Origin of the sequence: Bacillus sp. FSL K6-0255 (genome assembly GCF_045040725.1) — a bacterium.
In the GTDB taxonomy this organism is placed as follows: domain Bacteria; phylum Bacillota; class Bacilli; order Bacillales; family Bacillaceae; genus Bacillus; species Bacillus subtilis.
The window spans coordinates 941584-967182 of the sequence record NZ_CP150278.1 but is presented as its reverse complement, the minus strand read 5'-3'; the positions used below and the strand labels follow the sequence as shown (position 1 = coordinate 967182).

Here is a 25599-nt window from a genome sequence, read left to right as displayed (position 1 = left end):
GTTTCCTCCTTGTTGTCACGGTAAATAGAAAAAGAGACCACAACAGCCAAAGTGCATGCTTACACTTTGGTGCTGTGGTCTCTCCTCATCTCAGGACCGTTCTTATTAACTTGTAACCATTATACCATAGTATTACTTTATTTAAAAGCCATAGCTGCTTTCACGGCTTTTTGCCAGCCTTTATACAGCTCATTTCGTTTTTCTTCTTCCAATTCAGGCTCAAACCGTTTATCCAGATTCCACTGGTTCGCGATTTCAGAACGGTCCTTCCAGAATCCCACAGCGATACCCGCCAAATAAGCCGCGCCAAGTGCAGTCGTTTCATTAATTTCCGGGCGCTCCACAGGAACATTCAGCAGATCTCCCTGGAACTGCATCAGGAAATTGTTTTTCACAGCTCCTCCGTCTACACGAAGCGTCTTTAATGAAATGTTTGAATCTGCTTCCATTGCGTCAAGCACATCTTTTGTCTGATAAGCCAATGACTCCAGTGTCGCACGGATAAAGTGCTCTTTTGTTGTCCCTCTTGTCAGGCCGAAAACCGAACCGCGCACATCGCTGTCCCAGTAAGGCGTTCCCAGTCCGACAAAGGCCGGAACGACATATACGCCGTCAGTTGAATCCACTTTCTCTGCATAAGATTCGCTAAGCGAAGAGTCCTGAAACATTCTCAATCCGTCTCTAAGCCACTGGATGGCAGAGCCAGCGACAAAAATGCTTCCTTCTAACGCATAGTTCACTTTTCCGTCAATGCCCCAAGCGATTGTTGTCAAAAGCCCATGTTCGGACTTAATTGCTTTTTCCCCGGTATTCATCAGCATGAAACATCCTGTGCCGTAAGTGTTTTTCCCCATGCCTTCTTCAAAGCATGCCTGGCCGAACAGCGCGGACTGCTGGTCGCCTGCCGCTCCCGCAATCGGGATATTTTTTCCGAAGAAGTGATAATCAACAGTCTCCGCATACACATGGGAGGATGGCTTCACTTCAGGGAGCATGGATTTCGGTACACCTAGAATGTCGAGCAGTTCATCGTCCCATTTTAAATCGTAAATATTAAACATCAGTGTTCTTGAGGCATTGGAGTAATCGGTCACATGCGCTTTTCCGCCTGACATTTTCCAAATGAGCCACGTATCAATCGTTCCAAACAGCAGCTCGCCTTTTTCCGCTTTTTCTCTTGCGCCTTCCACATTGTCTAAAATCCACTTCACCTTCGTGCCGGAGAAGTATGGATCGATTAAAAGCCCGGTTTTTTCTCTGAATTTATCATTATATCCTTTTTCACGAAGTTCCTCACAAATGCCGGACGTCTGTCTGGACTGCCAAACGATTGCATTATAGACGGGACTTCCTGTATCTTTATCCCACACAACCGTCGTCTCGCGCTGGTTCGTGATGCCGATGCCGGCAATTTGAGAAGCGCTGATACCTGATTCAGAGATGACTGAGGCGATAACCGCGAGGACAGAGCCCCAAATTTCATTGGCATTATGCTCAACCCAGCCAGGATGCGGGAAGTATTGTGTAAATTCCTTTTGAGCAGAGTGGACAATTTTGCCTTCTTTATTAAACAGAATCGCTCTTGAACTTGTCGTCCCCTGATCTAAGGATAAAATGTACGTTTCCATAAGATGTCTCCCCTTTGATTAAATATATTTTGAATTTGATAATGTTTTAGCAGAATGTGATTTCGTATAAACATAGAGTCCTAACAATACCACAACCAATATAACGCTTACAATCCAGAAGCTGCTTGTGATGTGCCCTTTAAATGCAGCGTTGTAAAATACGCCGCCGAATGATCCGCCTAAAATCGGGCCGACTACCGGAACCCATGCGTATTTCCAGTTTGATGAGCCCTTCCCCGGAATCGGAAGAAAAGCGTGGGCTATCCGCGGACCTAAGTCACGTGCAGGATTGATAGCATAGCCGGTGGTGCCTCCCAGAGAAATACCGATTGCTACAATGAGGAAACCGACGATTAAAGGATTAAGTCCTTCTGTAAATTGATTTGCACCTATGGCCAAGATTCCAAGTACAAGGACAAATGTCCCAATCACTTCGCTTAAAACGTTTGCAAATGTATGCGGAATGCTGGGCCCTGTTGAGAAAACACCCAGCTTGGCAGCGGGATCATCCGTTGACTTCCAGTGCGGGAGGTAGTGCAGATAGATAATCACCGCTCCGATGATCGCTCCGATCATTTGCGCCGCAATATAAACCGGAACCTCTTTCCAAGGAAAATCTCCTACAAATGCAAGCGCTATCGTTAGCGCCGGATTCAAATGGGCACCGCTGATGCCGCCAACCGCGTATGCCGCCATCGCAACACCCAATCCCCATCCAAATACAACAACAATCCAGCCAGACTGGAATGAAAGCGATTTCTTTAAATTGACACCTGCACAAACACCTGCACCAAAAATGATAAGCAGCATCGTACCGATGACTTCTCCCCAAAATGCTGTCATAGCACATTCCTCCTAAAGTCACGATTAAAAAGCATGATAGAGAAGAAGAGAATAAAAAAACCACAACAAACCGCTTTACGGGTGCATAAACATTTGCCGTAAAGAGCTGCTGTGGTCTCCGAGTTCTCCATCACAATGTATTAACCTAGTGCAATTGTATCAGTGCATGAAAGCGGTGTCAATCACTTTCTGTCAAAAAGTTTTCATATTTTTTCCACAATTTGGTATTAGATGTTGTGACAGCTACAGCCCCCGCTTTCAATGCCTGCTCTACATCCTCTTCCGTACGGATGAAACCCCCGGCAAAGATGGGAATCCCTGTTTTCTCTTTTATTTCCTGAATGAGTGACGGAACGATGCCGGGAAGCACTTCGATGAAGTCAGGCTTATGCTTGCCGATAAACTCCATGCTTTTCTCCATCGCGCTTGTATCAAGCAAAAACAGGCGCTGAATGGCATAAATTTTCTTCTGCTTCGCTTTGGCAATCACATTCGATCTTGTGGAAATAATCCCAGCGGGCTTGATATCCTGACATATAAATTCCGCACCGTATTCGTCATGCTTAATCCCTTGAATGAGATCGACGTGCACCATCATGTTCTTTCCGTGCTTTTGCGCTTCTTTGATCACGCCCTTCAGCTGGCCGAGATGAATATCAAGAATAACACCGTAAGAGAACGAACTGTTCAAAAACTCATCAAATTGTTTCATATTGCGAATAGCCGGTAAGATCGGCTGGTTGTGAAAACTCATCATGTGCTCCTTTAATAAATCACTTTTATATTATATCGTTTGAAAACTTTCTTTCACCGTTTTCACGATAAAGGAAAGGTCCTCTTCTGTCAGGCAAAATGGCGGCGCAAGCTGGATGACATTGTTGTAGCCGGCGACTGTATCGCCGTTTTTGCCGATGATCAGCCCTTTTTCTTTGCACGCCGCAACCACTTGGTTTACTTTGGCGGCATCAGCCGGCTCTTTAGTCAATTTGTCTTTGACGAGTTCGATTCCGATCAGCAGCCCTTTTCCTCTAACATCTCCGACTGCCGGATGTTCTCTCAGAGGTTGAAGCTCACCTAAAAGCTTTGCTCCAAGATCGCGGGATCGCTGAATCAGCTGTTCGTCCTCCATAATTTGCAGGTTTTTCAACGCCAAGGCACAGGCAGCCGGGCTTCCGCCGAACGTGTTCACGTGGCGGAAACGGTCATAAGGAGCTTCCCCCTGATACGCTTCGAAAATGTCCCGTTTCACAGCAGTCGCTGACAATGGCAGATACGCGCTTGTGATTCCCTTTGCCATCGTAATGATATCAGGCTTCACACCGTAGTGCATAAACCCGAACGGCTCACCTGTCCGTCCAAACCCGCAGATCACTTCATCGCAAATCAAAAGGGCTCCGTGGCGCCGGCAAATGTCCTCCACCTTTTTCATATATCCGTCCGGCGGCATTAATATGCCTCCGCCTGTAATGATGGGCTCCATAATGACCCCGGCAATCGTTTCGCTTAATTCCCATGTCATGATGCGGTCGATTTCATTTGCGCTTTCAAGCGTGTCTGCATCATCAGGATTCCGGTATATATCTGGCGGAGCTGCATGCAGGAACCCTTGGCTCAAAGGCTCGTATTTATATTTCCGCTGCGCCTGTCCGGTAGCTGAGAGCGCTCCCAATGTATTGCCGTGGTATGCCCGATATCTTGAGATGAATTTATAACGGCTGTGGTCGCCGTTTTGCAGATGGTACTGGCGGGCAATTTTAAAAGCAGTTTCGTTTGCTTCCGATCCGCTGTTGGAAAAAAAGATAACATAATCGCCGCCAAGCCATTCATTCAGCTTTTCCGCCAGTTGAATTGCGGGTGCGTGACTTTGCGTTAACGGGTAGTAAGGCAGCTCCTTTAGTTGCTCATAGGCAGCCTCCGCAAGCTCCTTTCTGCCGTAACCAATGTTGACGCACCACAAACCGGACATCGCATCCAAATAGCGGCGTCCGTCTATGTCGGTTACCCAGGCCCCATCGGCCTTCTGGGCTATCAGGCTGTCCGCTTGATGCGCTCCCTTCATGGCATGCCACACAAATTGCTCATCTTTTTGCTTTAATCCCTGATTTTGCTGAATGTTTTCCATCCCCATCATCTCCATTTCATTAGCGTTCCCTATAATGCCAATTCAATTGAAACAGACCTTCTCTTTATGTGATGTCTTGGTGATGATTTCCCTGCCTTCAATATAAAGCCAGACCGGGTCAGAGTCAATAAACCGCGTAAATAATAAAATATCCTCTTTCTCAAGAAGAAAGAGGATGCAGCATCCAAAGCAAAACAGGCAAGGTCACAATGCTCAGCATCGTACTGATAAAGGTCACACTCGAAACAACTTGGACAGCCATTGCAATAGCAATGTGAAGCCTAGCCGTTTTCTGTATGATATAGGAAATGGCGAAAATACAGAAACTCCATAATGCACCTCCACTATACCTACTTTTATTTTAAAGATAGCACCTAAACAATTCCGCTTTTGTTTTAAAAAACCCGCCAATTCAGGCGGGTTATTTTGGGAATTATTTTTTATATTGAATATGATAAATATCACGCCGTCTGTCTTTTAGCTGGCGCACTGTACCGTTTTGGCGCTGTCTTCTGAGAATTTCCAGGTCAACATCGCCGATGACGACCATTTCAATATTCGGGTTTGTTTCGCCGACAATGCCGTCACGAGCGAATTCAAAATCAGACGGGGCAAAGATGCCTGACTGGGCGTATTGGATATCCATGTTTTCCGTTTGCGGAAGGTTTCCGACCGTTCCAGAGATAACCGTATAAATTTGATTTTCAACCGCTCTAGCCTGCGAACAGTATCTGACACGCAGATAGCCTTGACGGTCTTCTGTACAAAATGGCGTAAAGATGATTTTGGCTCCTTTATCAGCCGCAATCCGGGCAAGCTCAGGAAATTCAATGTCATAACAGATCTGGATCGCGATTTTCCCGCAGTCCGTATCAAACACGCGAACTTGGTCTCCTGCGCTGATCCCCCACCATTTGCGTTCATTCGGCGTAATATGGAGTTTGTATTGCTTCTCGATCGTTCCGTCCCGTCTGAACAGGTAAGCGATATTATAGATCTTGCCTTCCTCTTCGACGAAATGAGATCCGCCGATAATGTTGACGTTATACTTCACAGCCAAGTCAGTAAACAGGCTGATGTAATCTTCTGTATACTCGGTAATTCTCTGCACCGCCAAGCTCGGTGACCGTTCCTCAAGGAAGGACATCAGCTGGGTTGTGAAAATTTCCGGGAACACCGCAAAATCAGATCTTGCGTCGGAAGCAACATCGACATAGTATTCTACTTGATTCGCAAATTCCTCAAAGGAATAAATTTTCTTCATTTCGTATTGGATCACACAAATTCTAACAGGGAACGCCGATTTATAATAGCGTTTTGTCTGCTGCGGTAGATAATCGACATTATTCCATTCCATCAGCGTCGCATACTTGATCGAAGCTGTATCATCCGGGAGATAGTTCGGGTTAATTCGCATAAGGGTAAAGCCGTTCATCAGCTGAAAAGAAAGAACCGGATCGTATATTTGGTGGCGTGTCACCTGTTCAACATACTCTCTCGCTGTCATTTCCTCTGCATATTTATGATAGTTTGGAATCCGACCGCCTATGATGATGCTTTTCAGGTTTAAGCGTCTAGCTAAGTCCTTTCTCGCCTCGTACAAACGGTGGCCGATTTTCATTCGTCTGTATTTCGGGTGCACCATGACTTCAATTCCATACATATTCAAGCCGTCAGGATTATGGTTGGTGATATAACCGTCATCTGTAATGTCCTGCCACGTATGGCGGTCATCATATTCATCAAAGTTAATCAGGAGACTTGAGCACGAACCGATAATTTCACCCTCGAATTCTGCACAAAACTGTCCTTCTGGAAAATGCTCCAAATGGCTGATTAAATGCTCCCGCTTCCAAGGCTCCATTCCTGGAAAGCAGTCCTTTTGAAGATCGATAATCTTGTCGATGTCTTTCTCTTCGATATTGCGGATAACCATTTTCTTTTCAAACCGGGTCAAATCTAATTTCTCAGACAACCTACTCGCTCCTTTCTAGTTTTGTGAGTTCAGATGATCAAGCAATAGGGCGAGCTCCATTTCCGCCATTGATTCAAGCCTGTGATCATAGTCTTCAAACATCAAGGTACCCGTTACTTTATTCGGGACAATGACACACTTCATGCCTGCACGTTTCGCAGCAATCGAACCATTGACAGAATCCTCAAACGCGAGACATTCCGCTGGCGATACCCCGAGGTTCTTTGCCGCCAATAAATAGAGTTCAGGATTCGGCTTTACCTCTTCCACATCATCAGCAGTTTGAATAACTTCAAAATCATCAAACAGGCCGATTTGCTTCAAATGGCCGGACACCCATTTATAATCAGAGCTGGAGGCAAGGCCTATTTTTAAACCTAAATCCTTTGCCGCATTCAAATACGCTTCGACACCAGGTCTCGCTTTTTCTGTTTCCATGCGTTTGGCGAACCGCTCTCTTCTCAATTGTGTGAGCTCTTCATGGTTCAGCTTTTTCCCGATCTGCTCTTCTAAATAGTCAAAAGGCCGGAAACCCGCAGCAGTTCCGATGACCTTTCCCCAGACAGATAACGGCAGCACTGAGCCGTGCTCTTCAAATATTTCCTGAAGAACCTCATATTCGTGTGTTTCTGTATCTAGAATAAGCCCGTCAAAATCAAAAATTAACGCTTTAATCACTGGGTACAACTCCTTTAGTCCGAATTGAGACATATGTATACACTCAACTATACCCCGAAACAAGTCTGCTTTCAAAAAGTAAAGCTTTATGTGAAGAAAGAGCCTGCACACTGCAAGCTCTTTCTTATTAATGAATGTTTTGGTGAGAAATGTTTGTCAGCGCTGATCCCGCAGACTCGTTCGACATCTGATTGACTGCCAGGTCTCCAAGCGCAACGATCCCGACTAGATTGTTTTGATCTACAATAGGAAGGCGGCGGATTTGGTGCTGGGCCATCAGCTGCGACGCGTCTTCCAGACTCATATTAGGGTTTCCTGATACGAGTTCTGTTGACATCACTTCTGAAACGGGTGTCTGGCCATCACGGCCCTGAGCTGTAGTTCTTAATGCAATGTCACGGTCAGTCAGCATTCCTTTTAAAACACCTTGCTCTACAACGGGGATCGCCCCGACGTTATGCTGTTTCATTAGAGAAGCCGCTTCCTGAATCGTTTGATTCGGAGAAACGGTTGCCACCTGCGTTGTCATTGTATCTTTAACTGAACTCATTGTCAGCACCCCTTTCAATCATTAGTATGTTCAGACACGAGCCGTTTAAAAAGGGAGTTAGAGGAAAGGTTTTATGATATGATTTCTCTGATACAAAAAGAGCTTTTCTAAAAATAGAAAAGCCCTTGCCGCATGATTATATCAGCCTTCTTTGACCGAAAAAGGCTTTGTTAGTCTTCTTTTGAAAGTCAGAAAAAGCAAACGGAAAATAAATCCCAAAATCATTCAGCATCTTGCTGTTTTTTTCAAAAATCGCCTGATCACTCAAATCAGAGTGCGGTGAAGGCTTGGTCAGGATAATATGTATCATTTGCAGACAAGCCATAATTTGAAATGCTTCTTTTAATGTTCCTTGGTAATAATGGTTATTTAAAGACAGAACGCCTTTCTTTTTAAAGCGCTGAATGTCCAGTTCGGAGAAATAAAGAGGAAATACATCATGGATCAGCTCCATAGACAGCTCCTTGATAAAGCTCTCCTGTTCTGCAGTTGCTGCGTTCACAATTCTCACGTCAATCACCTTTCTTGCCATCGAATATCCTAAGTCTTACTCAAGAATAGCACAGAAAAAAACGCGAAAGCTAAGGTAAGTGTTTCCTATGAGAAACAGCAGCCTTCCGCTTCGAAAAGGAGCCATTTAACATGAACCAAAAAGGCAGAGGGCTTGAGATCCTCATCAATGAAAAACAGGACGGCCAATGGCTGTTTTCCGTACTCAAAACAGCGCTCAAAGCTTCTAAACCAGTGATACAAGACTGGATGTCCCATCAACAGATAAAGGTCAATCACGAATCCGTCTTAAACAATATGATTGTAAAAAAGGGAGACCGTGTCTTCATTGATCTTCAGGAAATTGAAGCATCTTCGGTCATTCCGGAGTATGGCGAGCTTGATATTTTATATGAGGACAATCATATGCTCATCGTCAATAAACCCGCTGGCATCGCGACGCATCCGAATGAGGATGGGCAAACCGGCACACTGGCTAATTTGATCGCTTATCATTATCAGATAAATGGCGAAACATGTAAGGTGCGCCACGTCCATCGTCTTGATCAGGATACATCTGGCGCTATCGTTTTTGCCAAGCATCGTTTGGCACACGCCATCTTAGACCAGCAGTTAGAGAAAAAGACGCTGAAGCGTACGTATACCGCCATCGCTGAAGGTAAGCTACGGACGAAAAAAGGGACAATTAATTCACCAATCGGCAGAGACCGGTCACACCCGACAAGACGCCGGGTTTCACCAGGCGGGCAAACAGCCGTCACTCATTTCAAGGTAATGGCCAGCAATGTGAAAGAACGGCTGTCGCTCGTTGAATTAGAGCTGGAAACAGGCAGAACACACCAAATCCGTGTTCATATGGCGAGCATCGGACATCCGTTGACAGGAGACTCGCTTTACGGAGGCGGGAGCAAGCTGCTAAACAGGCAGGCACTGCACGCCAATAAAGTACAAGCGGTTCACCCGATAACAGACGAGCTCATAGTTGCTGAAGCCCCTTTCCCGGCTGATATGAAAAACCTTTGCCGCACATATTTTTCATGAAGAAAAGCCGCAGGCACTGCCTCGGCTTTTTAAGTCACTCGTTTTCCATATATAATATAGCGTTTCGGGGCATTTCCGACGTATGAAAACGGATAGCAGGTCGTCAGAATAAGCTCTTCCTTTTCATGCTGAAGCGTGATAATAGATGTGTCATCCTTATCGACAATTTTTGTTTTTACAATTTCATATCTGAATTCTCCATATGACAGGAGAAGACGGAGCTGATCCCCCTTTTCCAGCTCTCCCGTCCGGCGAAACACGGTATCCCGATGCCCTGACAGCACAATTTGTCCGTTTTCATCAGGATAATAGCTGTCCTTGTAATGCCCGACACCTTTTTCTAAATCATCAGCATCGGTGCCCTCCACGATCGGAAGCTCTGCATTGATTTTCGGTATTTCTAAAATGCCGCTCGCTTGGCCGGTCTCAGGCTTAAATGATGCTTTGTTCTTTGCTTGATCTGTGCTATTTTTCGTCCCCAAAGGTTCCTGCGGCGGCTTTTTAGCCGCCAGTTTTGCTTCTTTTAGTGTCTGTTCCGTTTTCATATTCGTATCGATCAATTTAAAGCCTCCATAGCCTGCGATCACTAGGCCGGCAGCAATGATAAATAGTGGAATAATTTTTTTCACGTTCTGGAGGCGCTCCTTTTTCTTCTGACATATAGATAAGTTCCTGACAATGTCACCGCCGCACCGATTATCATAAAGTTATAGTAGTTTGCTGATGTATCTGGAAGCGGATGCTCAGACCCGCTTTCCCCGCCCTCGTTTCGTAACGGCAATGTGCTGATGCTATTAGCAGTATCAGCGGTTTTTGTGTTGTTGATTGGTATTTCATTGAATCTCGAAATGGCTGAAGGCGGCAGCTGATGAACCGGTGCTGTTCCCGGAGTTTCTTTTATATCAGGCAAATCTTCACCTGGCCTTGGATCCTCTTTAATCGGATCCTCCGTCACCGGATCATCTCCAGGCTCTTCCGTAATCGGGTCTTCTGTTACAGGGTCTTCAATATCACTGGCTTCAGCAAGCTTAATTCTTCCCTCTTTTGTATACGCAATTGGCTCATCAAAACTCTTCACGTACTCAACTGTCGCTTCCAAATCCTCAGGCCCTGTCACCGGATTTTTTCCCAGCAGTCCGATTGGCTGATATTTGGTCCCTGTCGCCGTCGCCATAAAGTTGTTGACAGTCAATGTATATGTGGCATCGGGCTGGATCTCGGTGCCATCTGCCATTTTCATATCAACTGCTTTTCCGGTTTCTTTATCCCACGTATACGTAAACCCGCTGATGCTGTAGTCAGGCCCAAAAACCGGCGAGATTTGAGCATTGATAATCTCTCTTAAATCTTTTCCTTTAATCTCAAGCTTCGTTAACACATTTCCAAATGGCTGAATATTGTAAAGATCTCCCCACGTAATTGGACCCTTCTTCAGCGCTTCACGTATGCCGCCGCCATTCATAAGGGCAAAATCCGTTTTCATGGCAGCTCTCATACCATCCGCAATCAGGTTTCCAAGAGGTGTATCGCCGTCATTTGAATACCCGCCTTCCATATCAACAGCGGCTTCGCCGACTACCTCGCTGATAATCGGTTCCGCAATTGTTTCGTATTTCTTTAAAATGGCTGACGCGCTGACATCCGGTTCGATTTTACTTTGATCAACATATACGATTTCCGCGGACTTTTTGACAATGTCTTTTGTCGTTTTATCGATCTCTACATCAACGACACCTATCGCTTTTCCATATTCAAACGCTTGAACAATCAGTTTTCCATTCACTTCACCGTTAACAACCTGATGATTATGCGCGGCAAAAATCACGTCAATTTCAGAATCTGTTTTGTTTGCAAGATCAGCAGACTCACCGGTAATGGCGTTGCCGTTTTGTTCAGCTGACATATGTGCGAGAACCGCGATGGCCTTCACGCCTTTTTTCTTGAGCTCTTCGGCCGCCTTATTCACCGCTGTTGCTTCATCTGTAAACTCGATATTTTTTATTCCTTCAGGCATAACCATGCCAGCTGCCGACTGTGTGACAACTCCGATAAAAGCAACGGGTACGCCCTCCACATTTATGATGTCATAAGCCGGCAAAAAGGGCTCTCCAGTTGATTTCATTTTACAATTGGCACATACAAGGGGAAAGTTCTGTCCATCATATCCGCTTGTGCCTTTCGGATGATCACCTCCATTTAAGATCCTCAGAAGTTCATCCGTGCCTTCATCAAATTCGTGGTTTCCCACGGTTCCGACATCAAATCCGATGTCCTCCATCAGTTCTACAGTCGGTTCATCCTGAAGAAGAGAGGAAACTGGAGAGCTTCCGCCGATCATATCTCCCGCGTGCACAATCAGCGAGTTTTTCTTTTCAGCCTTTTTTTCTTTTAAATATGCGGCGGCATAATCCATGCGTCCAAACGTGCCGTCTACAGTTCCATTTCCATCAAGATCAAGCTCATATTGCTGATCGATTTTGCCATGCAAATCATTCATGCTGAGAATTCTAAGCGGCACATGTTCTTGAGGTGCCGTTTGCCTTTTTTTATATCCCGCGCTCTCCGCTTCACTTGCTGAGGCGAAGAAAATTCTGTTTTCCACAGCTATCTTCTTCCAGTCAGCTGGCTGCACATATGTTTTATTCGACGAGTCCCCAACATATCTTGTCAGGCCTTTCCCTTGCTCTCTGGCTCTGAATTCAAACGGCATTTCCATGAGGGGATCGTTTTCATTCCAAATTCCTTTTTGGTCTTTTTTTGCAGCGGCTACTGCGGCCTGAAATTGCTGATAATCCTCTTCATTGTCAACCGGCCAAATAAAATACGTCGGAGCATAGCCGTTTTTTACAAGCTCTAAGTTTACGTTGGAACCTGATTCGGTTATGACTTGTCCGAGCAATCTGCCATAGCTGTCCTTGGCTTCACTCCCGACCTTGACAGTAATTTTATCACCCGGGGACAGAACCGTTTTTAGATAGTCAGATGCTTTTTTGCCAAATCTTAATTGATTTTCATCTGCGTCGTTTTTTGGTGTGTGATATGTTTCGGGTGTATCTACATTTACAAACCGGATTTTTGTCGTTCCAAGCACCGGAGATTTGAGATGAATGGTATCGCCGTCAACTACCCGGTCAACAATCCCTTCATATTCTCCCTGCGCAGACGGAGGTGCGGGCTGCTCTTCAAGCAGCTTCAGGTCAGCCGATTTTCGCGGAAGCAGTTGGAAGGTTTGGTATCTGCTTAACACACCGGTAAATTCATACCATTTGCCCTCATCAAGCTCGTTTATCACCCCTGTTTCATTTATAACCCGGAGCGTCATTGCATGATGGTCGTCATCAATCATTGTTACATTGTAACCGCCGCCGGCAGGAGAACTTGGAATTGAGGAAACAAAAGCGGTTAGTTTCACAAGGCTTCCTTCATACTGATCACCTAGGCTGCCGTTAATAAGTTCATTGATTGTTAAGTGTTTGGGGGCGGGGAGGGATTGATTTGACTGGTTGATTTTGATGCCTGATGAGCTTGGAACGATTTCTTTCAGCCCCTGGTAAGACGTGATTTTCCCTGTCACCGTGACATCCATACCCTCTTTTAATTCGGGAAATTGTTCAGGGGATGGCGAATAAATGTTAATGCCTCCGGTTTCATCTTGCAAAAAGGTCGACAGCTTCCCGCCTCCGATTGCGTTTTGATCAGCTGTAATGATCCCTTTTATCGTTACTTCTTCATTCAGCCTTCCCCGTGCTTCATTTATGGTCACTTGCTGTTCAGCCGGCGGAGTTTTCGTGTCATCGGTTACGTTCATCGACTGAACGTTTTTAAGTCCTGTCGTGTTAAAGTAATTTTCAAGCTTTCCTTGAACCGTTATCTTTTTCCCAAGAAGAAGCGGATTAGTTTGCAGCCCAAATTGGCTTCTGAAGGCGGAGGGGATTTGCACAGGAAGGATGTGTTCGGGCGATGTCTCGTTTTTACGGTCTGCCAGCGCAACATTATAATCATTTGAAAAAGGGCTTGTCAGCTTATAATGCTGCGGGGAAACAGCCTGGCCGACTGCATATCCTTCGACAAGCGCCTGTCCTTCTTTTTGCTGTATTGCCTTCTCAATCGATATAGGCTGTTGCGGTTCAGCTGCAGCTGCCTTTACAGCTTCGCACGTGTACATTACATTTAAGAACATCAATGCCGTGATCAACACAATATGCAGAATACGCCTCATCATATTTCCTCCCTTAATATACACATAATGACAACGATTTTGTCTGCTTATCATTTCGACAGACAGCATATAATTCCTTTCAGGCTTCTGCATAATACACGGCAGACTGACACAAAATACAGCTGATCTGAAAAAAAAGGAGGAATTCGGTTTGGATCAGTTCAATCAGCAGCAGCAATCCCAAATGAACAAAGGTATTCCTGGCAAACCGCATAAAAACCACGGCGGACATGAAATGTTTGATATGCATGAGGTGCTTTCCGGAACACTTACTGTGCTAGATCAGTTTATGATGCTGAGACAATTCTGTAAGGATCAAGAATTATTAAACATCCTTGATCGTCAACATCAATTCATTACATCTCAATACAATATAACTGCAGAATGCTTCAAAACAGGCAGCGAACCTTCACAAAAAACAGCAACTTATATGATGAAGGAGGACAACCAGGCTGTTTACGGCATGCAGCCGTCACAGCCTAAAAAACCTGTTCAATCCATGAATGATATTGATGACAGCATCATCAGCCGACAAATGCTTTGCGCGATTAAAGCACAAGCTTCTATGCTGACGATGGCTTCTCTGGAAATGACAAATCCGGCCGTAAGACGCGTACTGTCTGCGCAAATTCAGGAGTATGTTGAAATGGCATTTGAAATTTTCCTATACCAAAACAAACACGGCTATTACCAGGTTCCTCAGCTTGATGCGCAGGATATGGAACAGCTGAGAAATTCATTCGCCCCTGCCCAAGGACAAATGCCTCCAACACAAGGCGGAATGGGTCAGCAAGGACTTCACTAATAACAAAGGCATTGGATAGATACTATCCAATGCCGCACTGTTTTTTTCAAATTTTTTCTTGAAATCTTTTTCAAATTGATCAAGACTTTCCTTTGTTGCTGATTTAAACCCTTTTTCAAAGTCCCCTTTTTTTGCTGTTTCCTTAATCATTTCTGAAATAATGTCTTTCCCATATTTGTCCGTCAGCTCATCGATCATATAAAAGCTTTGCAAATAGACATCAGTGTCATATTCGGCTCTGGCTTCCTGCCAGTCTCGATCAGTCTGCAAACGGTCAAAGGGCACGACAGAAAACGTGATCGGATCTATGAGCAATTCATAGTTTGCAATCCACTCGCTTAACCCTTCATGAAACCATAACGGAAACTCATCGGGATCCGTCTCAAGCTCCTTCAATTTCTGGTGAAACGCATGGTGCGAGTATTCATGAATCAACAATCTCTGGTACAAATAAACCGCTACCTCGTCCCCTTCTAACAGTTTCTTTTTCTCTTCAGGCAACAATCCGATCAGCTGCTCCCGTTCAGAATAAAAACCAACTACATCCAATAAACCGGAGTAAGCCTCCATCTGTTTTTCATTAGGAAAAAAAATAATGTCAATAGGCTTTTGATTCGAATATCCAATCATAATCTGATTAATACTGACCGCATATTCAAGCGTTTCTTTCGTTAATGGCAGTAAGGACTTTTCCTTAGAAGTGTAATAAATATCGGCCTGTTTGAATGACTCTTTCTTCATGTGCTTCGTCACTTGTTCTTTTGTTATTCCAGATGCCTGACCTGGAAAAGACAGGATATACATCGCGCTTGATACGATGGCTGAGCTCACAGCCAGCATCACAAGGACTCCGCACAGGAATAGAGCGGATGCCGCACGCTTTCCTATGCCATCCCGCAAACGTCTCCCTCCCTGAGCCGGTCCGTCTTGTACCTTTTTATTTTTACTCTATGCAGCCTGAGTTCGCAGTGTGTCATTAACGCAAAGAAAAAGCCGCACAAATTGTGCGGCTTTTTTTATTTATTCAGCGTTAGGGAATACGCGCTGTACAGTTTGTGTAAATTCATCAAATAATCCGGCGATTGGGTCACCATTTTGAATACGTTTTCCATATCCTTGCATACGCTCTACAAAATCAGGGTTAGCTGAAACGTAAACATTATCAATGTTTTTGTCAGTAGATCTTACCTTTTTGGCTATTTTTTTCTTCAGATTGTTTTCTACTGCACCTTTATTTCCATTGGTTAAAACGACTGCAACGTAGGCTTGATTTCCAGCCACAATGATATCGGCATGCTTTACTTCTTTTAGGTCTGTTACTTTATCAGCTGCTTCATCAGCAACCTCAAGTTTTCGGTCGTTGTTATTATCGTCATTTACACGATTGTTATTGACATTATCATTAACATTATTGTCAACGTTATCCCGATTGTTTACATTCCGCATATCGTCATTGGCCGGATTTCGATAATTTACGTTTCTTACATCATTATTATCACGTCTGCCCTCACCTTGGTCGGCCACACCGCAGCCAGTCATAAGCAAAGGGATAAGAAGCACAGACGCAAGGACTTGTTTTTTTCCAAACATGTGAATTCCTCCTTTATCACTTTACTTATAGGTTTTTCTAACTGGCTTTAATTATGCATGCAAATCTGGAGGAAATGCTTTCCCGGGAAATATAACGGTTAATTTGTCTAACGAGGGGGAAAATATGAATACACTGCAAAGGAGGGATCATGTTGTTCAACCAGCGAAGAGGAATCAGCCCCGCAGCATTGATCATAGGATCAACTATGCTTATTGCTGCATTATCACCTCAGATCCGCCACAGAATCAGCGGGTTTATCACAGGACAAATGAATAGACGAAATTCAGAAAATAACACGTTTGATGCTTCTACTGTAGGAAACATGGTCAAACAAGCATTTAGCGGAAGCAGCGGTGATAACCAGGACCGTTCGCAGCATCAAAGCCAGCGGCAAAATGGCCGTCAGCACCAGCACGCCGGACAGCAGCAACCACAGCATCAGCATACACAGTCTCAAACTAGGCAAACTGAGACACCCGCGAAAAAAAGACAGCCGCATTATGCTGAACCCATTCATTTTGAACAAAGCGCAATGAATGTCATGGACGACAACACGATGATGGAAATGCTGGAGGACTTAGAACCCGGCCGTTAAAAAAACGTGTAATCCTTGTTTGGATTACACGTTTTCATATGTTACGCTTCTTCAGCTTCAATCACTCTGGATTGATCATGAAATGCCCCTTGATCAATTTCCTTTGTGACCTTACTTGTAATAAGACCGGATGTCATGCTTCCGCTGACATTCAAAGCAGTACGCCCCATGTCGATTAACGGTTCAATTGAGATTAACAAACCGGCGAGCGCGACAGGCATGTTTAATGATGATAAAACAAGAAGCGCCGCGAATGTCGCTCCGCCGCCGACTCCGGCAACCCCGAAGGAGCTGATGGCAACGACTGCGATAACAGTGATAATAAACACCGGGTCAAATGGATTTTGGCCGACAGTCGGAGCAATCATCATCGCCAGCATCGCAGGATAAATGCCGGCACATCCATTTTGGCCGATCGAAAGACCGAACGAACCGGCAAAGTTTGCGATTCCCTCCGGTACACCCATGCTTCTCTGTGTTTTAATATTCAGCGGTAAAGCACCTGCGCTAGACCTTGACGTAAATGCAAATACAAGTACAGGCACCGCTTTTTTCAAATAAATCACCGGATTCAAGCCGCTGAACGTCAGCAGCAGCAAATGAATGATAAACATAGTGATTAACGCGGCATATGATGCAATCACGAACATGCCCAGTTTTAGAATGCTGTCAAGATCACTCGTTGCAATTGTTTTTGTCATGATGGCCAGCACCCCATAAGGCGTCAGTCTCAAAATGAGTGTGACAACACGCATGACAATGGCATAAACGGCATCAACCAGTTTTTTAAATGTTTCTGCCTGTTCCGGCTGTTTGTGTTTTACGCCGAGGAATGCCACTCCAAGGAAAGCGGCAAAAATAACGACAGCGATCGTTGAAGTCGGTCTAGCTCCCGTAAAATCTAAAAACGGGTTTCCAGGCAGCAGTTCAACAATCTGCTGCGGCAGCGTTTTCGCTGTCATATCCTCTGATTTCTGCTGAAGCTCCTGTCCCCGTGAAAGCTCTGTACTTCCTTGGTCAACCTGAATCGCCTGCAGATCAAATGAAAGCGCGGACGCGATACCGACAGCTGCAGCAACTGCTGTTGTTGCTACTAAAATCCCGATAATCAAACCGCTGATTTTCCCAAGATTTTTTGTCAGCTTCAGCTTTGTAAATGCGCCGAGAATCGAAATAAAGACGAGCGGCATGACAACCATCTGAAGCAATTTGACATATCCGCCCCCGGCAATATTAAACCAGTCGGCTGTTTGAATGACTATATTTGAAGTCGGGCCGTAAATCAGCTGAAGCGCAAATCCGAATACAATTCCCAGCCCCAGCGCAGTAAATACACGTTTAGAGAAGGAAACATGTTTTTTCTGCATAACAAAGAGCCCTAAGATAAGTAAAAATAAAATAAATACATGTAATACAACCAGTAAAGTCTCCAAAGCAGGTAAACTCTCCCTTCAAATTTTCTCATTTACTATATTACACTAATTCCGATGGGTCAAGTGCGAATTATTTTAACTTATCAATTCAAGTAAAAAAACCTTATATAATGCCTTTTTTGTTCTTTTCTTTCCCTTCCATCTTTAGTACCTTATATAAGGGTGATAATATTTGCTGAAAGAACTGTTTGTAAATTTGACCATTTTAATCACATTTAATTATCTCTTCACCCACCTGTTTAAAGAAAGGCTAGTACATAAAAAAGACAGCATATCTTTTCAAGCTGTTAAAGGACTGGCCTGCGGTTTGCTCGGGGTTATTCTGATGGTTTTTGGATTTACCTATCAGCATTCAATTATTGATCTTCGAAATATCCCTATTATGATTGCCGCTCTTTATGGAGGCTGGGTTTCAACGGCAACGGCCCTAGCCATGATCACTGCAGGCCGCTTGCTGATTACGATGAACACATCTGCACTATACTCGGTTATTATCATTTGTATCGCTGCCATTCCGTCACTCATTGTTTCTAGAAGAAAAAAAGTTCAACTAAAACATGCTTTCTATCTTTTAATAATCACAAATAGCTTGATCTCCTTTTCCTTTTATTTTCTTATAGATTTACATTCATACGAACTTCATTTGTATTTTTGGATCATATCAATAGCGGGCGGCATGCTCAGTTTATATATTATTGATCATGAAACAAATGCACATCTTCTTTTTAAACAATATAAGTTTCAGGCGCACTTTGACTTTTTAACAGGCGTGTATAACCGAAGAAAGTTTGAAGAAACCACGAAAGCTCTGTATCAGCAGGCGGCCGATACCCCGCATTTTCAATTTGCACTGATTTATATGGATATCGATCATTTTAAGACCATCAATGACCAATATGGCCATCATGAAGGAGATCAGGTGCTCAAAGAGCTGGGGTTACGTCTGAAGCAGAGCATCCGAAATACAGATCCTGCCGCTCGGATCGGCGGTGAAGAATTTGCCGTGCTCCTGCCGAACTGTTCTCTTGATAAAGCAGCCCGGATCGCTGAACGGATCAGGAGAACTGTAAGTGATGCACCGATTGTATTAACAAACGGTGAAGAGCTTTCAGTTACGATATCACTAGGGGCCGCTCATTACCCCAATAATACGGAACAGCCAGGATCCTTGCCCATTCTTGCCGATCAAATGCTTTACAAAGCGAAAGAAACGGGACGGAACAGAGTGTGTTTTTCAGAAAAAAAAGAATGAATTCAATGTTCGAATTCATTCTTCCAATCTGAAAGACGTTTCAAAGGCAGAAAAGCCGGGACAAGATCTCCCTGGTATTCTTTTTCTATAAATGCCGCTGTATCATCAGCTTGATAAAGCTCAAGAATGGTTTGCAGCGCTTCCCGATCTTGATCCTCCGCTCTGACAACAATCAAATTCATCTCTTCCCCAGACATGGGTCCGCCGCTCTTTAGCGTATGCTTTTTCGGGTTCAAGCCCGCTTTTTTTGCTTCTGATGGTTTCATGACAAACACGTCGGCACCGCTCACTGCATCCTGTTGCCGGACAGCTTTTAATTTCAGGTGTCTCGGATTATCTTTAATCATATCAACTGAACCTGTTCCGTTAAATCCGTTTTTCAGCGTTAGCAAACCCGCTTCCTGGAGCACCGTAAGCGCCCTGCCAAAATCGAACGCTTTATCCGGAACAGAAACGACAGCTCCCCGCGGTATATCTTGGATTCGGTCATATCGTTTTGAATAAATGCCCATGGGCGTTATGTATGTCGTCCCGAGCGGTGCCAAATTAAGTTTGTATTTTTCAGTGAACGACTGAAAATATGAAATGGTTTGAAAGGCGTTTGCATCAATTTCTTTGTTAGCAAGTGCGATATCAGACTCCGCATAATCAGAAAAAGGGATCAGCTGAATATCCAGCCCTGCCTCTTCAGCCTTTTGAGCAATATAGTTCCATATTGCCCCGTCAGACTCAGCAATCCCGATTTTTATCGATTCATGTTCTGCAGACGGTGAACATGCAGTAAATGAAACGAGAAGAACAAGGACAAAACTGCATATAAGCCACTTTTTCATTGTGACCATACTCCTATCTATGTATTAGAGCATGCAAGCAATATCAGACATAAAAATCATACGCTCTCTTAGTTGATAAACGTTGTCATTTGTAATATTGATTAACTTTTACCTTACTCATATCCAATAAGGTTGTCAATTCCTATTACTTATCTTCCCAAAATGAAGAAATACTAAGGCAAACGTATGATCACATATCGAGAAAGCAGATGAATTTCCGCAAATAAATATCAAATTGAAAAATAAATATGGTATTTTCCGAAAAAAGTTTCAATAAGCAGTTGTTTTTTCCGAAGATTACTGGTAGAGTAAAGGTAATTATTTTTGTTCGAACTATCTTTAAGAAGAAAGTTTTGTAAGAGTTTTCGTCTTGAAAGTTTGTTAAGAGCAAGAATAGTGAATTTAAGCGTTATGATCGCTTTAGGAGGAAATTTCATGTTAGAAGGTAAAGTAAAATGGTTCAACTCTGAAAAAGGTTTCGGATTCATCGAAGTAGAAGGTCAAGACGATGTATTCGTTCATTTCTCTGCTATTCAAGGCGAAGGCTTCAAAACTTTAGAAGAAGGCCAAGCTGTTTCTTTTGAAATCGTTGAAGGAAACCGCGGACCACAAGCTGCTAACGTTACTAAAGAAGCGTAAGCATAAATTGATATGAAAAACTGCAGGTGCAAACCTGCAGTTTTTATTTTGACAATAAAGCTGTTTTGCTTATGCAAAACAGCTTTATTTATTAGTTTGCAATATCCCGCTTCATGAAGATTCCGAAAGCAAGCAACAGGAAGATGATAAAGTAGATCGCCAGCATGACGAGAGAAAACGTCATAGTCATCCCTTTTATTAACGGTGTGCCATCCACATACTGAGTCAAGTCGACATTAGCAAACAATATATACTTTGCCCAGTCAAACTTCGCTGCAATAAATGCAGTTGCAGTCGTACCGGCAACCAACAAGAAGATGGAAAAACCAACCGCAAGAGAGCTGTTTCTGAATACCGCAGACAGCATAAACGCCATCGTCGCCACCATTAAAGCCGAGACGGATTCAGAAAGATACGTTGTGGCCAAATGCCCCATCATGTTTTGCTCAATGACATGGCCATCCTTATAGATTAAATGAATATTCGCGGCGGTTTCACCACCCGTCCCGAAGAAGATCAACCCTAATAAAGTAGAACCGATAAATAAAATCAACAGCAACAGGAGCCCAAACAGGAGAACTGTAATATATTTGGACATCAAAATTTGAAAACGACTGAGCGGCCGAATCATTAATAGCTTAATCGTTCCCCAATTAAATTCGTTCGCGACAATTCCGGCCGCGATGATAATAGTAAACAGACCGGTAAGGATGGTAAAGTTTGCTGAATCCGTTACATAAGACCATACCGTATAGCCCGTGTCACTAGGGATATTATGCTCGATGCGATAGTCGTTGAGTGTGATTGTTTCTTTATACCCATCTTTCAGTGAAGGATCTTCTTTGATTTCTTTCTTTAATTCGGCGTTTTGTGCTTGAAGTTCTTGTTTCCAATGGGAATTTGATTCACCAGCAGAAAAATGATTCGCCAAAAATGCAAATCCAACCATTGTCAGCCCCAGAATTCCGATCATCACCCATGTTCCGGCTCGGCTGAAAATTTTGAGCCACTCATTATAAATCAAATTAAGCATGCTGAACCTCCTCTTTTGTTTCACCTGTCATTTCTAAGAAACGGTCCTCTAATGATTTTGTTATGACCTTGACCTCATAAATACGGATTTGCTGCATCACCAGCAATTCAATAACCGCAGGGACTTCCTCTTTAGCCAGTTTGATTTCTACACCATTTGTCTTACTCAGCAAATCGTACTGATTTAAAACAGTAGCGGCTTCACTCGGCTGCTCAACCTGGAAGAAATATGTATCATTCTCATCAATGTTTTCATCTTTTACATTTTGAATATCGATCAGCTTTCCTTTTTGCAGAATCGCAATTCGATCACACATCAGTTCCATTTCTGACAGCAGGTGGCTTGAAACGATGACAGCCATTCCTCTTTCTCGGGTCAGCTTCTTTAAATGATCTCTGATTTCTCTGATCCCCGCCGGATCAAGGCCGTTTGTCGGTTCATCCAAAATCAGCACTTTCGGATCGTGCAGAAGGCATTGTGCCAAGCCAAGACGCTGTCTCATCCCTAGAGAATATGTTTTCACCTTGTCGTGGATTCTGTCTGTTAAACCGACCAGCTCAACAACTTCATCAATTTTTTCCTTCGTGACACCCTTGACCATCCTTGCGTATTGCTGGAGATTTTTATATCCGCTCAAAAATTTATACAGCTCGGGATTCTCAACGATCGCTCCAATATGCTTAATCGCCTTGGCATATTCTTTCGTAATTGATTGGCCGCAAATGAGGACATCACCTTTCGACAGCTTCATTAACCCCACCATCATCCGGATGGTTGTCGTTTTCCCCGCTCCGTTTGGTCCCAAAAAACCGAATACCTCGCCTTCACGAATCGTAAAACTGAGATTATCAATGATCGTTCGGCCTCTGATGTTTTTAGTCACGTTTTTCAATTCCAACACTGTTTTCATCATATTCCTCCTCTTTCTAGCAAACTTCCATTTTTGATTTAAACCATTGCAAAACAGACATGCCTTCCTGTTCACGAATATCTTCTACTTCACGCTGCGCAACTTTTTCTCCATTGGCGAGGATGATTACTTCATCTAACAAAGTCTCAATTTCATCAATTTCATGTGTCGCGATCACGACAATCTGCTGCTCAAAATCAATGTACGACACAAGGCTGTTTACGATGGAATCCCTGACCATCGGATCAAGCCCGGAAAAAGGTTCATCAAGCAAGATGACGTCTGCCCGTCTCGCTAAAGCAAGAACGATTTTCAGCCGGCCCCGATTTCCTTTTGATAGCTTTTTGATCTTTTTTTCCGGATTCAGCTGCATCTCATTCAATAGCTTATAAGCCTGTTCTGTTTGAAAATCAGGAAACTGCGACTGATAAAAATTCACCATATCTTTAACAGTGAAATGCGGATAAAACATATCAAGCTCAGTAAGATAAGCCGTTTGACGCACCATTTCTCTCGTAACCTGCTCTTCATCAACTTTCACAAATCCTGAAGTCGGAAACAGAAGGCCAGCCATCATTTTCAGGGTCGTTGACTTGCCGCTGCCGTTCGGTCCGATCAGGCCATAAATCCGTCCGGATGATAGGGTGATTGACACATCATTGACGGCCGTATGGCGGCCATATTTTTTTGATACATGTTCTAGCTTGATTTCCATTTTAGCCTCCCTCTGTGAATGTTTTAATCCCTTCTACCATTTCCTCTTTCGTTAGCCCCAGCTCTTTCATTTGCTTGACAAAGCCTTCCAGCACCTCTCGTGTCAGCTTGTCTTTCAGCTCGTCTACGATTTCTGCTTTTTCCGCAATAAACGTCCCTTGACCTCTTCTTGTCTCCACAATACCCAGCCTTTCCATCTCACTGTAAGTTCTTTGAATTGTATTGGGATTTACCTTAGTTTGAATCGCCATTTCTCTTACTGAAGGAAGCTTGTCTCCTGGGAGCAGCTCCTTCCTGACCAGCCTATAAAAGATCTGATCAGCGATCTGCAGATAAATCGGTTTCGAGGATTGGAATTGATTGTCCATATTTACACCTCTACTTTACGATCAAGCAGTTTTGAAGCCATAATAAGCAGCAAGAATGTGATGACTAAAGTAATAGGCAACCCTAGCACAGACAGATGGATAGGTTTTAATTCCAATCTCCAAACATTGTGGAAGTGGAAATCAAAATTGCAATAGACTGTTACAGGCCAGAAATGCTTTTGAGATTCAACCAAAGGGCTTATGATGTATTCATCGAAGAATAACCACACTGCAACCAACAGAACCATCGCAGCCCACCGCATTCCGCGCCAATTTCTGAGAGAGTGAAAAACAGTCCAAAACACAATGACTGTTACTGACATATCTAACGAAGAAATAAGCCCATACATATTCAGCAAAGCCACTGTACTCGTTATATCAACTTGATGCTCCAGCAGATTTTTTACAGAGAGCATATGATACATCCATATGCCATAGGCTGTTAATGCCAACTGAATCACAAATTGATAGAGCAAAGATGCTGCCAATTTAGAAGAAAACAACCATAAGCCGCCATTTGGATTGTACAGCCAAAGCTGTGATTTCCCTTCCTTGCGAAGGTGATAAAACACAAAAACAGGAGATAAGAAAAGCAGAAAAAAAGCAACTGCAACAAAAAAACCAAAAATGACTAGAGGTTCTTTCGTGCGAGAAGCTATAATATGGCCTGTTCCCAATAAGAAAATGATTCCGCATATCCATACTAGCAGCCACATTCTTGAAAGCTTGATATCTTTCTTTAATAAACCTAAAAAAGAATTCATGTCTTTACCTCCCGGAAAAAATCCTCGGTGTATGAGTAACATAGTACACTAGATCAAGATGGAATACAACATATTCCATGGATTTATTTGATAAAAACATAATTGATGGAAACAGCAAAAAAGGCAAACCCGCATGAGTAAACGGATTTGCCTTTTTCATTACTTTTTCTTATTTTTCATAGAGAGCAGCGCATCACGATAGCTGCGGTCCTGCATTTTGTCACTTTCCTCAGTGACCTCTTCTTCTGCATGAACTTCATCAGAATGCTTAAACTTTTGCAGCGCCTGCCTGTAAATATCATCACCCATTGTGTCACGCTTCTCTTTTGGAGAATCGTTTTTGACAACGGATGGCGTATGCTCGGCAGCCCTTGCTTCAGCAGGGTAATGCGCTTCGTTTTTTTCCTCTTCTGGAGGTGCAATTCTATCAGTTGCTTCTTGCTTCTCAGGTCCAGGTGAGGCGTTGCGGACGTTAAATGTAATAAGGGCCGCAATGACAATGACAGCAGCAATTATTGCTATAATAATGGCCATTTCAACCTCTCCTTACTGTCCTGCTGTTAGGTTTCCTGTAACTTGGCTGACACGTCTTCCCAACGCGCGTCCAAGCTGAATACCTTCCTCAGACATTAACTCATCACTGTCTACCGGACAAGTGACACCTGCTCCGTAATAAGAGCCATAAAGTGCGTTTTCAGGCACGTTGCCAGGCAGTCCGACAACAATCATGCCTTGGTGGAACATCGGCGTGATTAAATTGTGCATTGTCATTTCCAAGCCGCCGTGTGTTGTTGCCGTTGTGCAGAAGACAGCACCGACTTTGTTGATCAGCTCGCCTTCAGCCCACAAGTAGCCAAGTCTGTCGATCCAAGTTTTAAGACCGGAGCTGATTGTTCCGAAATGCCCTGGGCATCCCCAAATAATCGCATCCATATCTTTAAGCTTGCGGATATCAGCCTGATCTACATGGTCGATGAACACTTCAGCCGCGTCGTTTTCTCTCGCGCCTTCAGCAATCGCTTCTGCAAGCACTTTAGTATGTTCGCCTTCACTATCATACACTACATAAATTTTCATTCAGGAAACCTCCCTGTAC

General features: G+C 43.8%; 27 protein-coding genes and 1 pseudogene. 5 read left to right on the top strand and 23 right to left on the bottom strand.

The features are described 5' to 3' along the window. Positions 1-137: 137 nt before the first annotated feature. The 9 genes and pseudogenes from glpK to MHB62_RS04935 all read right to left on the bottom strand — a co-directional run bounded on the left by glpK (position 138) and on the right by MHB62_RS04935 (position 8328). Positions 138-1628, bottom strand: a complete 1491-nt coding sequence (gene glpK / locus MHB62_RS04975; RefSeq protein WP_003233384.1) for a glycerol kinase GlpK — start codon at positions 1626-1628, stop codon at positions 138-140. A gap of 18 nt (positions 1629-1646) precedes the next feature. Continuing rightward, positions 1647-2471 (bottom strand): glycerol uptake facilitator protein GlpF, encoded by an 825-nt coding sequence (gene glpF, locus MHB62_RS04970; protein ID WP_003233386.1) that lies wholly within the window; start codon positions 2469-2471, stop codon positions 1647-1649. Between the two features lie 178 nt (positions 2472-2649). Next, entirely contained in the window at positions 2650-3228 is a 579-nt protein-coding gene (gene glpP, locus MHB62_RS04965; RefSeq protein WP_003233388.1) for a glycerol uptake operon antiterminator GlpP, read from the bottom strand. A gap of 27 nt (positions 3229-3255) precedes the next feature. Continuing rightward, positions 3256-4608, bottom strand: a complete 1353-nt coding sequence (locus MHB62_RS04960) for an aspartate aminotransferase family protein (protein ID WP_080287597.1) — start codon at positions 4606-4608, stop codon at positions 3256-3258. A 145-nt stretch (positions 4609-4753) separates the two neighbouring features. Further along, positions 4754-4855 (bottom strand): annotated as a pseudogene (locus MHB62_RS04955) (AEC family transporter); the annotation flags it as partial. 171 nt (positions 4856-5026) lie between these two features. Further along, positions 5027-6568: a bifunctional GNAT family N-acetyltransferase/carbon-nitrogen hydrolase family protein gene (locus MHB62_RS04950; RefSeq protein WP_003245514.1), complete on the bottom strand. Its 1542-nt coding sequence runs from the start codon at positions 6566-6568 to the stop codon at positions 5027-5029. Positions 6569-6583: 15 nt separating this feature from the next. Then, positions 6584-7246 carry an HAD family hydrolase gene (locus MHB62_RS04945; protein ID WP_003233396.1) on the bottom strand — a complete coding sequence of 221 codons (663 nt, stop codon included), beginning with the start codon at positions 7244-7246 and terminating at the stop codon, positions 6584-6586. 127 nt (positions 7247-7373) lie between these two features. Continuing rightward, positions 7374-7796, bottom strand: a complete 423-nt coding sequence (locus MHB62_RS04940) for a CBS domain-containing protein (protein WP_003245462.1) — start codon at positions 7794-7796, stop codon at positions 7374-7376. Positions 7797-7932: 136 nt separating this feature from the next. Then, positions 7933-8328: a YhcU family protein gene (locus tag MHB62_RS04935; protein WP_003233401.1), complete on the bottom strand. Its 396-nt coding sequence runs from the start codon at positions 8326-8328 to the stop codon at positions 7933-7935. A gap of 110 nt (positions 8329-8438) precedes the next feature. Here MHB62_RS04935 and MHB62_RS04930 point away from each other — a divergent pair, with 110 nt between their 5' ends. Beyond that, positions 8439-9347: an RluA family pseudouridine synthase gene (locus MHB62_RS04930; RefSeq protein ID WP_032721223.1), complete on the top strand. Its 909-nt coding sequence runs from the start codon at positions 8439-8441 to the stop codon at positions 9345-9347. Between the two features lie 29 nt (positions 9348-9376). Here MHB62_RS04930 and srtA read toward each other — a convergent pair whose 3' ends face one another. Both srtA and yhcR read right to left on the bottom strand, forming a co-directional pair. Beyond that, positions 9377-9976: a sortase SrtA gene (srtA, locus tag MHB62_RS04925; RefSeq protein ID WP_032721222.1), complete on the bottom strand. Its 600-nt coding sequence runs from the start codon at positions 9974-9976 to the stop codon at positions 9377-9379. Beyond that, entirely contained in the window at positions 9973-13635 is a 3663-nt protein-coding gene (yhcR, locus tag MHB62_RS04920) for an endonuclease YhcR (protein ID WP_080287596.1), read from the bottom strand. Before yhcR ends, srtA begins: the two co-directional genes overlap by 4 nt. Positions 13636-13717: 82 nt before the next feature. Here yhcR and MHB62_RS04915 point away from each other — a divergent pair, with 82 nt between their 5' ends. Then, positions 13718-14371: a spore coat protein gene (locus MHB62_RS04915; protein WP_015715563.1), complete on the top strand. Its 654-nt coding sequence runs from the start codon at positions 13718-13720 to the stop codon at positions 14369-14371. Here MHB62_RS04915 and MHB62_RS04910 read toward each other — a convergent pair. Together MHB62_RS04910 and MHB62_RS04905 are read right to left on the bottom strand one after the other, a co-directional pair. Further along, entirely contained in the window at positions 14303-15271 is a 969-nt protein-coding gene (locus MHB62_RS04910; RefSeq protein ID WP_032721219.1) for a hypothetical protein, read from the bottom strand. The two genes, MHB62_RS04915 and MHB62_RS04910, sit on opposite strands and share 69 nt — an antisense overlap. A gap of 120 nt (positions 15272-15391) precedes the next feature. Then, positions 15392-15961 carry a YhcN/YlaJ family sporulation lipoprotein gene (locus tag MHB62_RS04905; RefSeq protein WP_003245125.1) on the bottom strand — a complete coding sequence of 190 codons (570 nt, stop codon included), beginning with the start codon at positions 15959-15961 and terminating at the stop codon, positions 15392-15394. A 149-nt stretch (positions 15962-16110) separates the two neighbouring features. Here MHB62_RS04905 and MHB62_RS04900 point away from each other — a divergent pair, with 149 nt between their 5' ends. Next, the gene (locus tag MHB62_RS04900) at positions 16111-16557 is read left to right on the top strand and encodes a hypothetical protein (RefSeq protein ID WP_029726350.1); all 447 of its coding nucleotides are present in this window, start codon (positions 16111-16113) and stop codon (positions 16555-16557) included. Between the two features lie 41 nt (positions 16558-16598). Here MHB62_RS04900 and tcyP read toward each other — a convergent pair whose 3' ends face one another. Further along, entirely contained in the window at positions 16599-17990 is a 1392-nt protein-coding gene (gene tcyP, locus MHB62_RS04895) for an L-cystine transporter TcyP (protein ID WP_003244685.1), read from the bottom strand. A gap of 172 nt (positions 17991-18162) precedes the next feature. Here tcyP and dgcK point away from each other — a divergent pair, with 172 nt between their 5' ends. Continuing rightward, complete coding sequence (dgcK, locus tag MHB62_RS04890) at positions 18163-19242, top strand: diguanylate cyclase DgcK (protein ID WP_003233417.1); 1080 nt, start codon at positions 18163-18165, stop codon at positions 19240-19242. 2 nt (positions 19243-19244) lie between these two features. Here dgcK and MHB62_RS04885 read toward each other — a convergent pair whose 3' ends face one another. Then, the gene (locus MHB62_RS04885) at positions 19245-20075 is read right to left on the bottom strand and encodes a MetQ/NlpA family ABC transporter substrate-binding protein (protein ID WP_029726351.1); all 831 of its coding nucleotides are present in this window, start codon (positions 20073-20075) and stop codon (positions 19245-19247) included. A gap of 435 nt (positions 20076-20510) precedes the next feature. Between MHB62_RS04885 and cspB the strand changes: the two genes are divergently transcribed. After that, entirely contained in the window at positions 20511-20714 is a 204-nt protein-coding gene (gene cspB / locus MHB62_RS04880) for a cold shock-like protein CspB (RefSeq protein ID WP_003224086.1), read from the top strand. Positions 20715-20805: 91 nt separating this feature from the next. Here the strand turns inward: cspB and MHB62_RS04875 are convergent, their stop codons facing one another. Genes MHB62_RS04875 through MHB62_RS04840 form a run of 8 tightly spaced genes read right to left on the bottom strand, consistent with a single transcriptional unit; the run spans position 20806 to position 25580 of the window. Continuing rightward, positions 20806-21747 carry an ABC transporter permease gene (locus tag MHB62_RS04875; protein ID WP_003233421.1) on the bottom strand — a complete coding sequence of 314 codons (942 nt, stop codon included), beginning with the start codon at positions 21745-21747 and terminating at the stop codon, positions 20806-20808. After that, positions 21740-22657 carry an ABC transporter ATP-binding protein gene (locus tag MHB62_RS04870; protein WP_032721217.1) on the bottom strand — a complete coding sequence of 306 codons (918 nt, stop codon included), beginning with the start codon at positions 22655-22657 and terminating at the stop codon, positions 21740-21742. The genes MHB62_RS04875 and MHB62_RS04870 overlap by 8 nt, the downstream gene beginning before the upstream one ends. A 16-nt stretch (positions 22658-22673) precedes the next feature. Further along, positions 22674-23372, bottom strand: a complete 699-nt coding sequence (locus MHB62_RS04865) for an ABC transporter ATP-binding protein (RefSeq protein WP_015252494.1) — start codon at positions 23370-23372, stop codon at positions 22674-22676. A 1-nt stretch (position 23373) separates the two neighbouring features. Next, on the bottom strand, positions 23374-23739 hold the full coding sequence (locus MHB62_RS04860) for a GntR family transcriptional regulator (protein ID WP_015252495.1): 366 nt from the start codon (positions 23737-23739) through the stop codon (positions 23374-23376). 2 nt (positions 23740-23741) lie between these two features. After that, the gene (locus MHB62_RS04855) at positions 23742-24503 is read right to left on the bottom strand and encodes a hypothetical protein (RefSeq protein WP_029726352.1); all 762 of its coding nucleotides are present in this window, start codon (positions 24501-24503) and stop codon (positions 23742-23744) included. Between the two features lie 4 nt (positions 24504-24507). Continuing rightward, positions 24508-24663: a hypothetical protein gene (locus MHB62_RS04850; RefSeq protein ID WP_003233426.1), complete on the bottom strand. Its 156-nt coding sequence runs from the start codon at positions 24661-24663 to the stop codon at positions 24508-24510. Continuing rightward, positions 24663-25037 (bottom strand): hypothetical protein, encoded by a 375-nt coding sequence (locus tag MHB62_RS04845; RefSeq protein ID WP_003233427.1) that lies wholly within the window; start codon positions 25035-25037, stop codon positions 24663-24665. Before MHB62_RS04845 ends, MHB62_RS04850 begins: the two co-directional genes overlap by 1 nt. A gap of 12 nt (positions 25038-25049) precedes the next feature. Further along, positions 25050-25580, bottom strand: coding sequence for an NAD(P)H-dependent oxidoreductase (locus MHB62_RS04840; protein ID WP_003233428.1), 531 nt, complete (start codon positions 25578-25580; stop codon positions 25050-25052). Between the last annotated feature and the right edge of the window lie 19 nt (positions 25581-25599).

Excerpts from the sequence above, each read along its gene's own strand:
- glpK (WP_003233384.1), bottom strand. The coding sequence starts at position 1,628 with ATGGAAACGTACATTTTATCCTTAGATCAGGGGACGACAAGTTCAAGA.
- glpF (WP_003233386.1), bottom strand. The coding sequence starts at position 2,471 with ATGACAGCATTTTGGGGAGAAGTCATCGGTACGATGCTGCTTATCATT.
- glpP (WP_003233388.1), bottom strand. The coding sequence starts at position 3,228 with ATGATGAGTTTTCACAACCAGCCGATCTTACCGGCTATTCGCAATATG.
- MHB62_RS04960 (WP_080287597.1), bottom strand. The coding sequence starts at position 4,608 with ATGGAGATGATGGGGATGGAAAACATTCAGCAAAATCAGGGATTAAAG.
- MHB62_RS04940 (WP_003245462.1), bottom strand. The coding sequence starts at position 7,796 with ATGAGTTCAGTTAAAGATACAATGACAACGCAGGTGGCAACCGTTTCT.
- MHB62_RS04935 (WP_003233401.1), bottom strand. The coding sequence starts at position 8,328 with ATGGCAAGAAAGGTGATTGACGTGAGAATTGTGAACGCAGCAACTGCA.
- MHB62_RS04930 (WP_032721223.1), top strand. The coding sequence starts at position 8,439 with ATGAACCAAAAAGGCAGAGGGCTTGAGATCCTCATCAATGAAAAACAG.
- yhcR (WP_080287596.1), bottom strand. The coding sequence starts at position 13,635 with ATGCTGTCTGTCGAAATGATAAGCAGACAAAATCGTTGTCATTATGTG.
- MHB62_RS04905 (WP_003245125.1), bottom strand. The coding sequence starts at position 15,961 with ATGTTTGGAAAAAAACAAGTCCTTGCGTCTGTGCTTCTTATCCCTTTG.
- MHB62_RS04900 (WP_029726350.1), top strand. The coding sequence starts at position 16,111 with ATGTTGTTCAACCAGCGAAGAGGAATCAGCCCCGCAGCATTGATCATA.
- MHB62_RS04885 (WP_029726351.1), bottom strand. The coding sequence starts at position 20,075 with ATGAAAAAGTGGCTTATATGCAGTTTTGTCCTTGTTCTTCTCGTTTCA.
- cspB (WP_003224086.1), top strand. The coding sequence starts at position 20,511 with ATGTTAGAAGGTAAAGTAAAATGGTTCAACTCTGAAAAAGGTTTCGGA.
- MHB62_RS04875 (WP_003233421.1), bottom strand. The coding sequence starts at position 21,747 with ATGCTTAATTTGATTTATAATGAGTGGCTCAAAATTTTCAGCCGAGCC.
- MHB62_RS04870 (WP_032721217.1), bottom strand. The coding sequence starts at position 22,657 with ATGAAAACAGTGTTGGAATTGAAAAACGTGACTAAAAACATCAGAGGC.
- MHB62_RS04865 (WP_015252494.1), bottom strand. The coding sequence starts at position 23,372 with ATGGAAATCAAGCTAGAACATGTATCAAAAAAATATGGCCGCCATACG.
- MHB62_RS04860 (WP_015252495.1), bottom strand. The coding sequence starts at position 23,739 with ATGGACAATCAATTCCAATCCTCGAAACCGATTTATCTGCAGATCGCT.
- MHB62_RS04855 (WP_029726352.1), bottom strand. The coding sequence starts at position 24,503 with ATGAATTCTTTTTTAGGTTTATTAAAGAAAGATATCAAGCTTTCAAGA.
- MHB62_RS04850 (WP_003233426.1), bottom strand. The coding sequence starts at position 24,663 with ATGAAAAAGGCAAATCCGTTTACTCATGCGGGTTTGCCTTTTTTGCTG.
- MHB62_RS04845 (WP_003233427.1), bottom strand. The coding sequence starts at position 25,037 with ATGGCCATTATTATAGCAATAATTGCTGCTGTCATTGTCATTGCGGCC.
- MHB62_RS04840 (WP_003233428.1), bottom strand. The coding sequence starts at position 25,580 with ATGAAAATTTATGTAGTGTATGATAGTGAAGGCGAACATACTAAAGTG.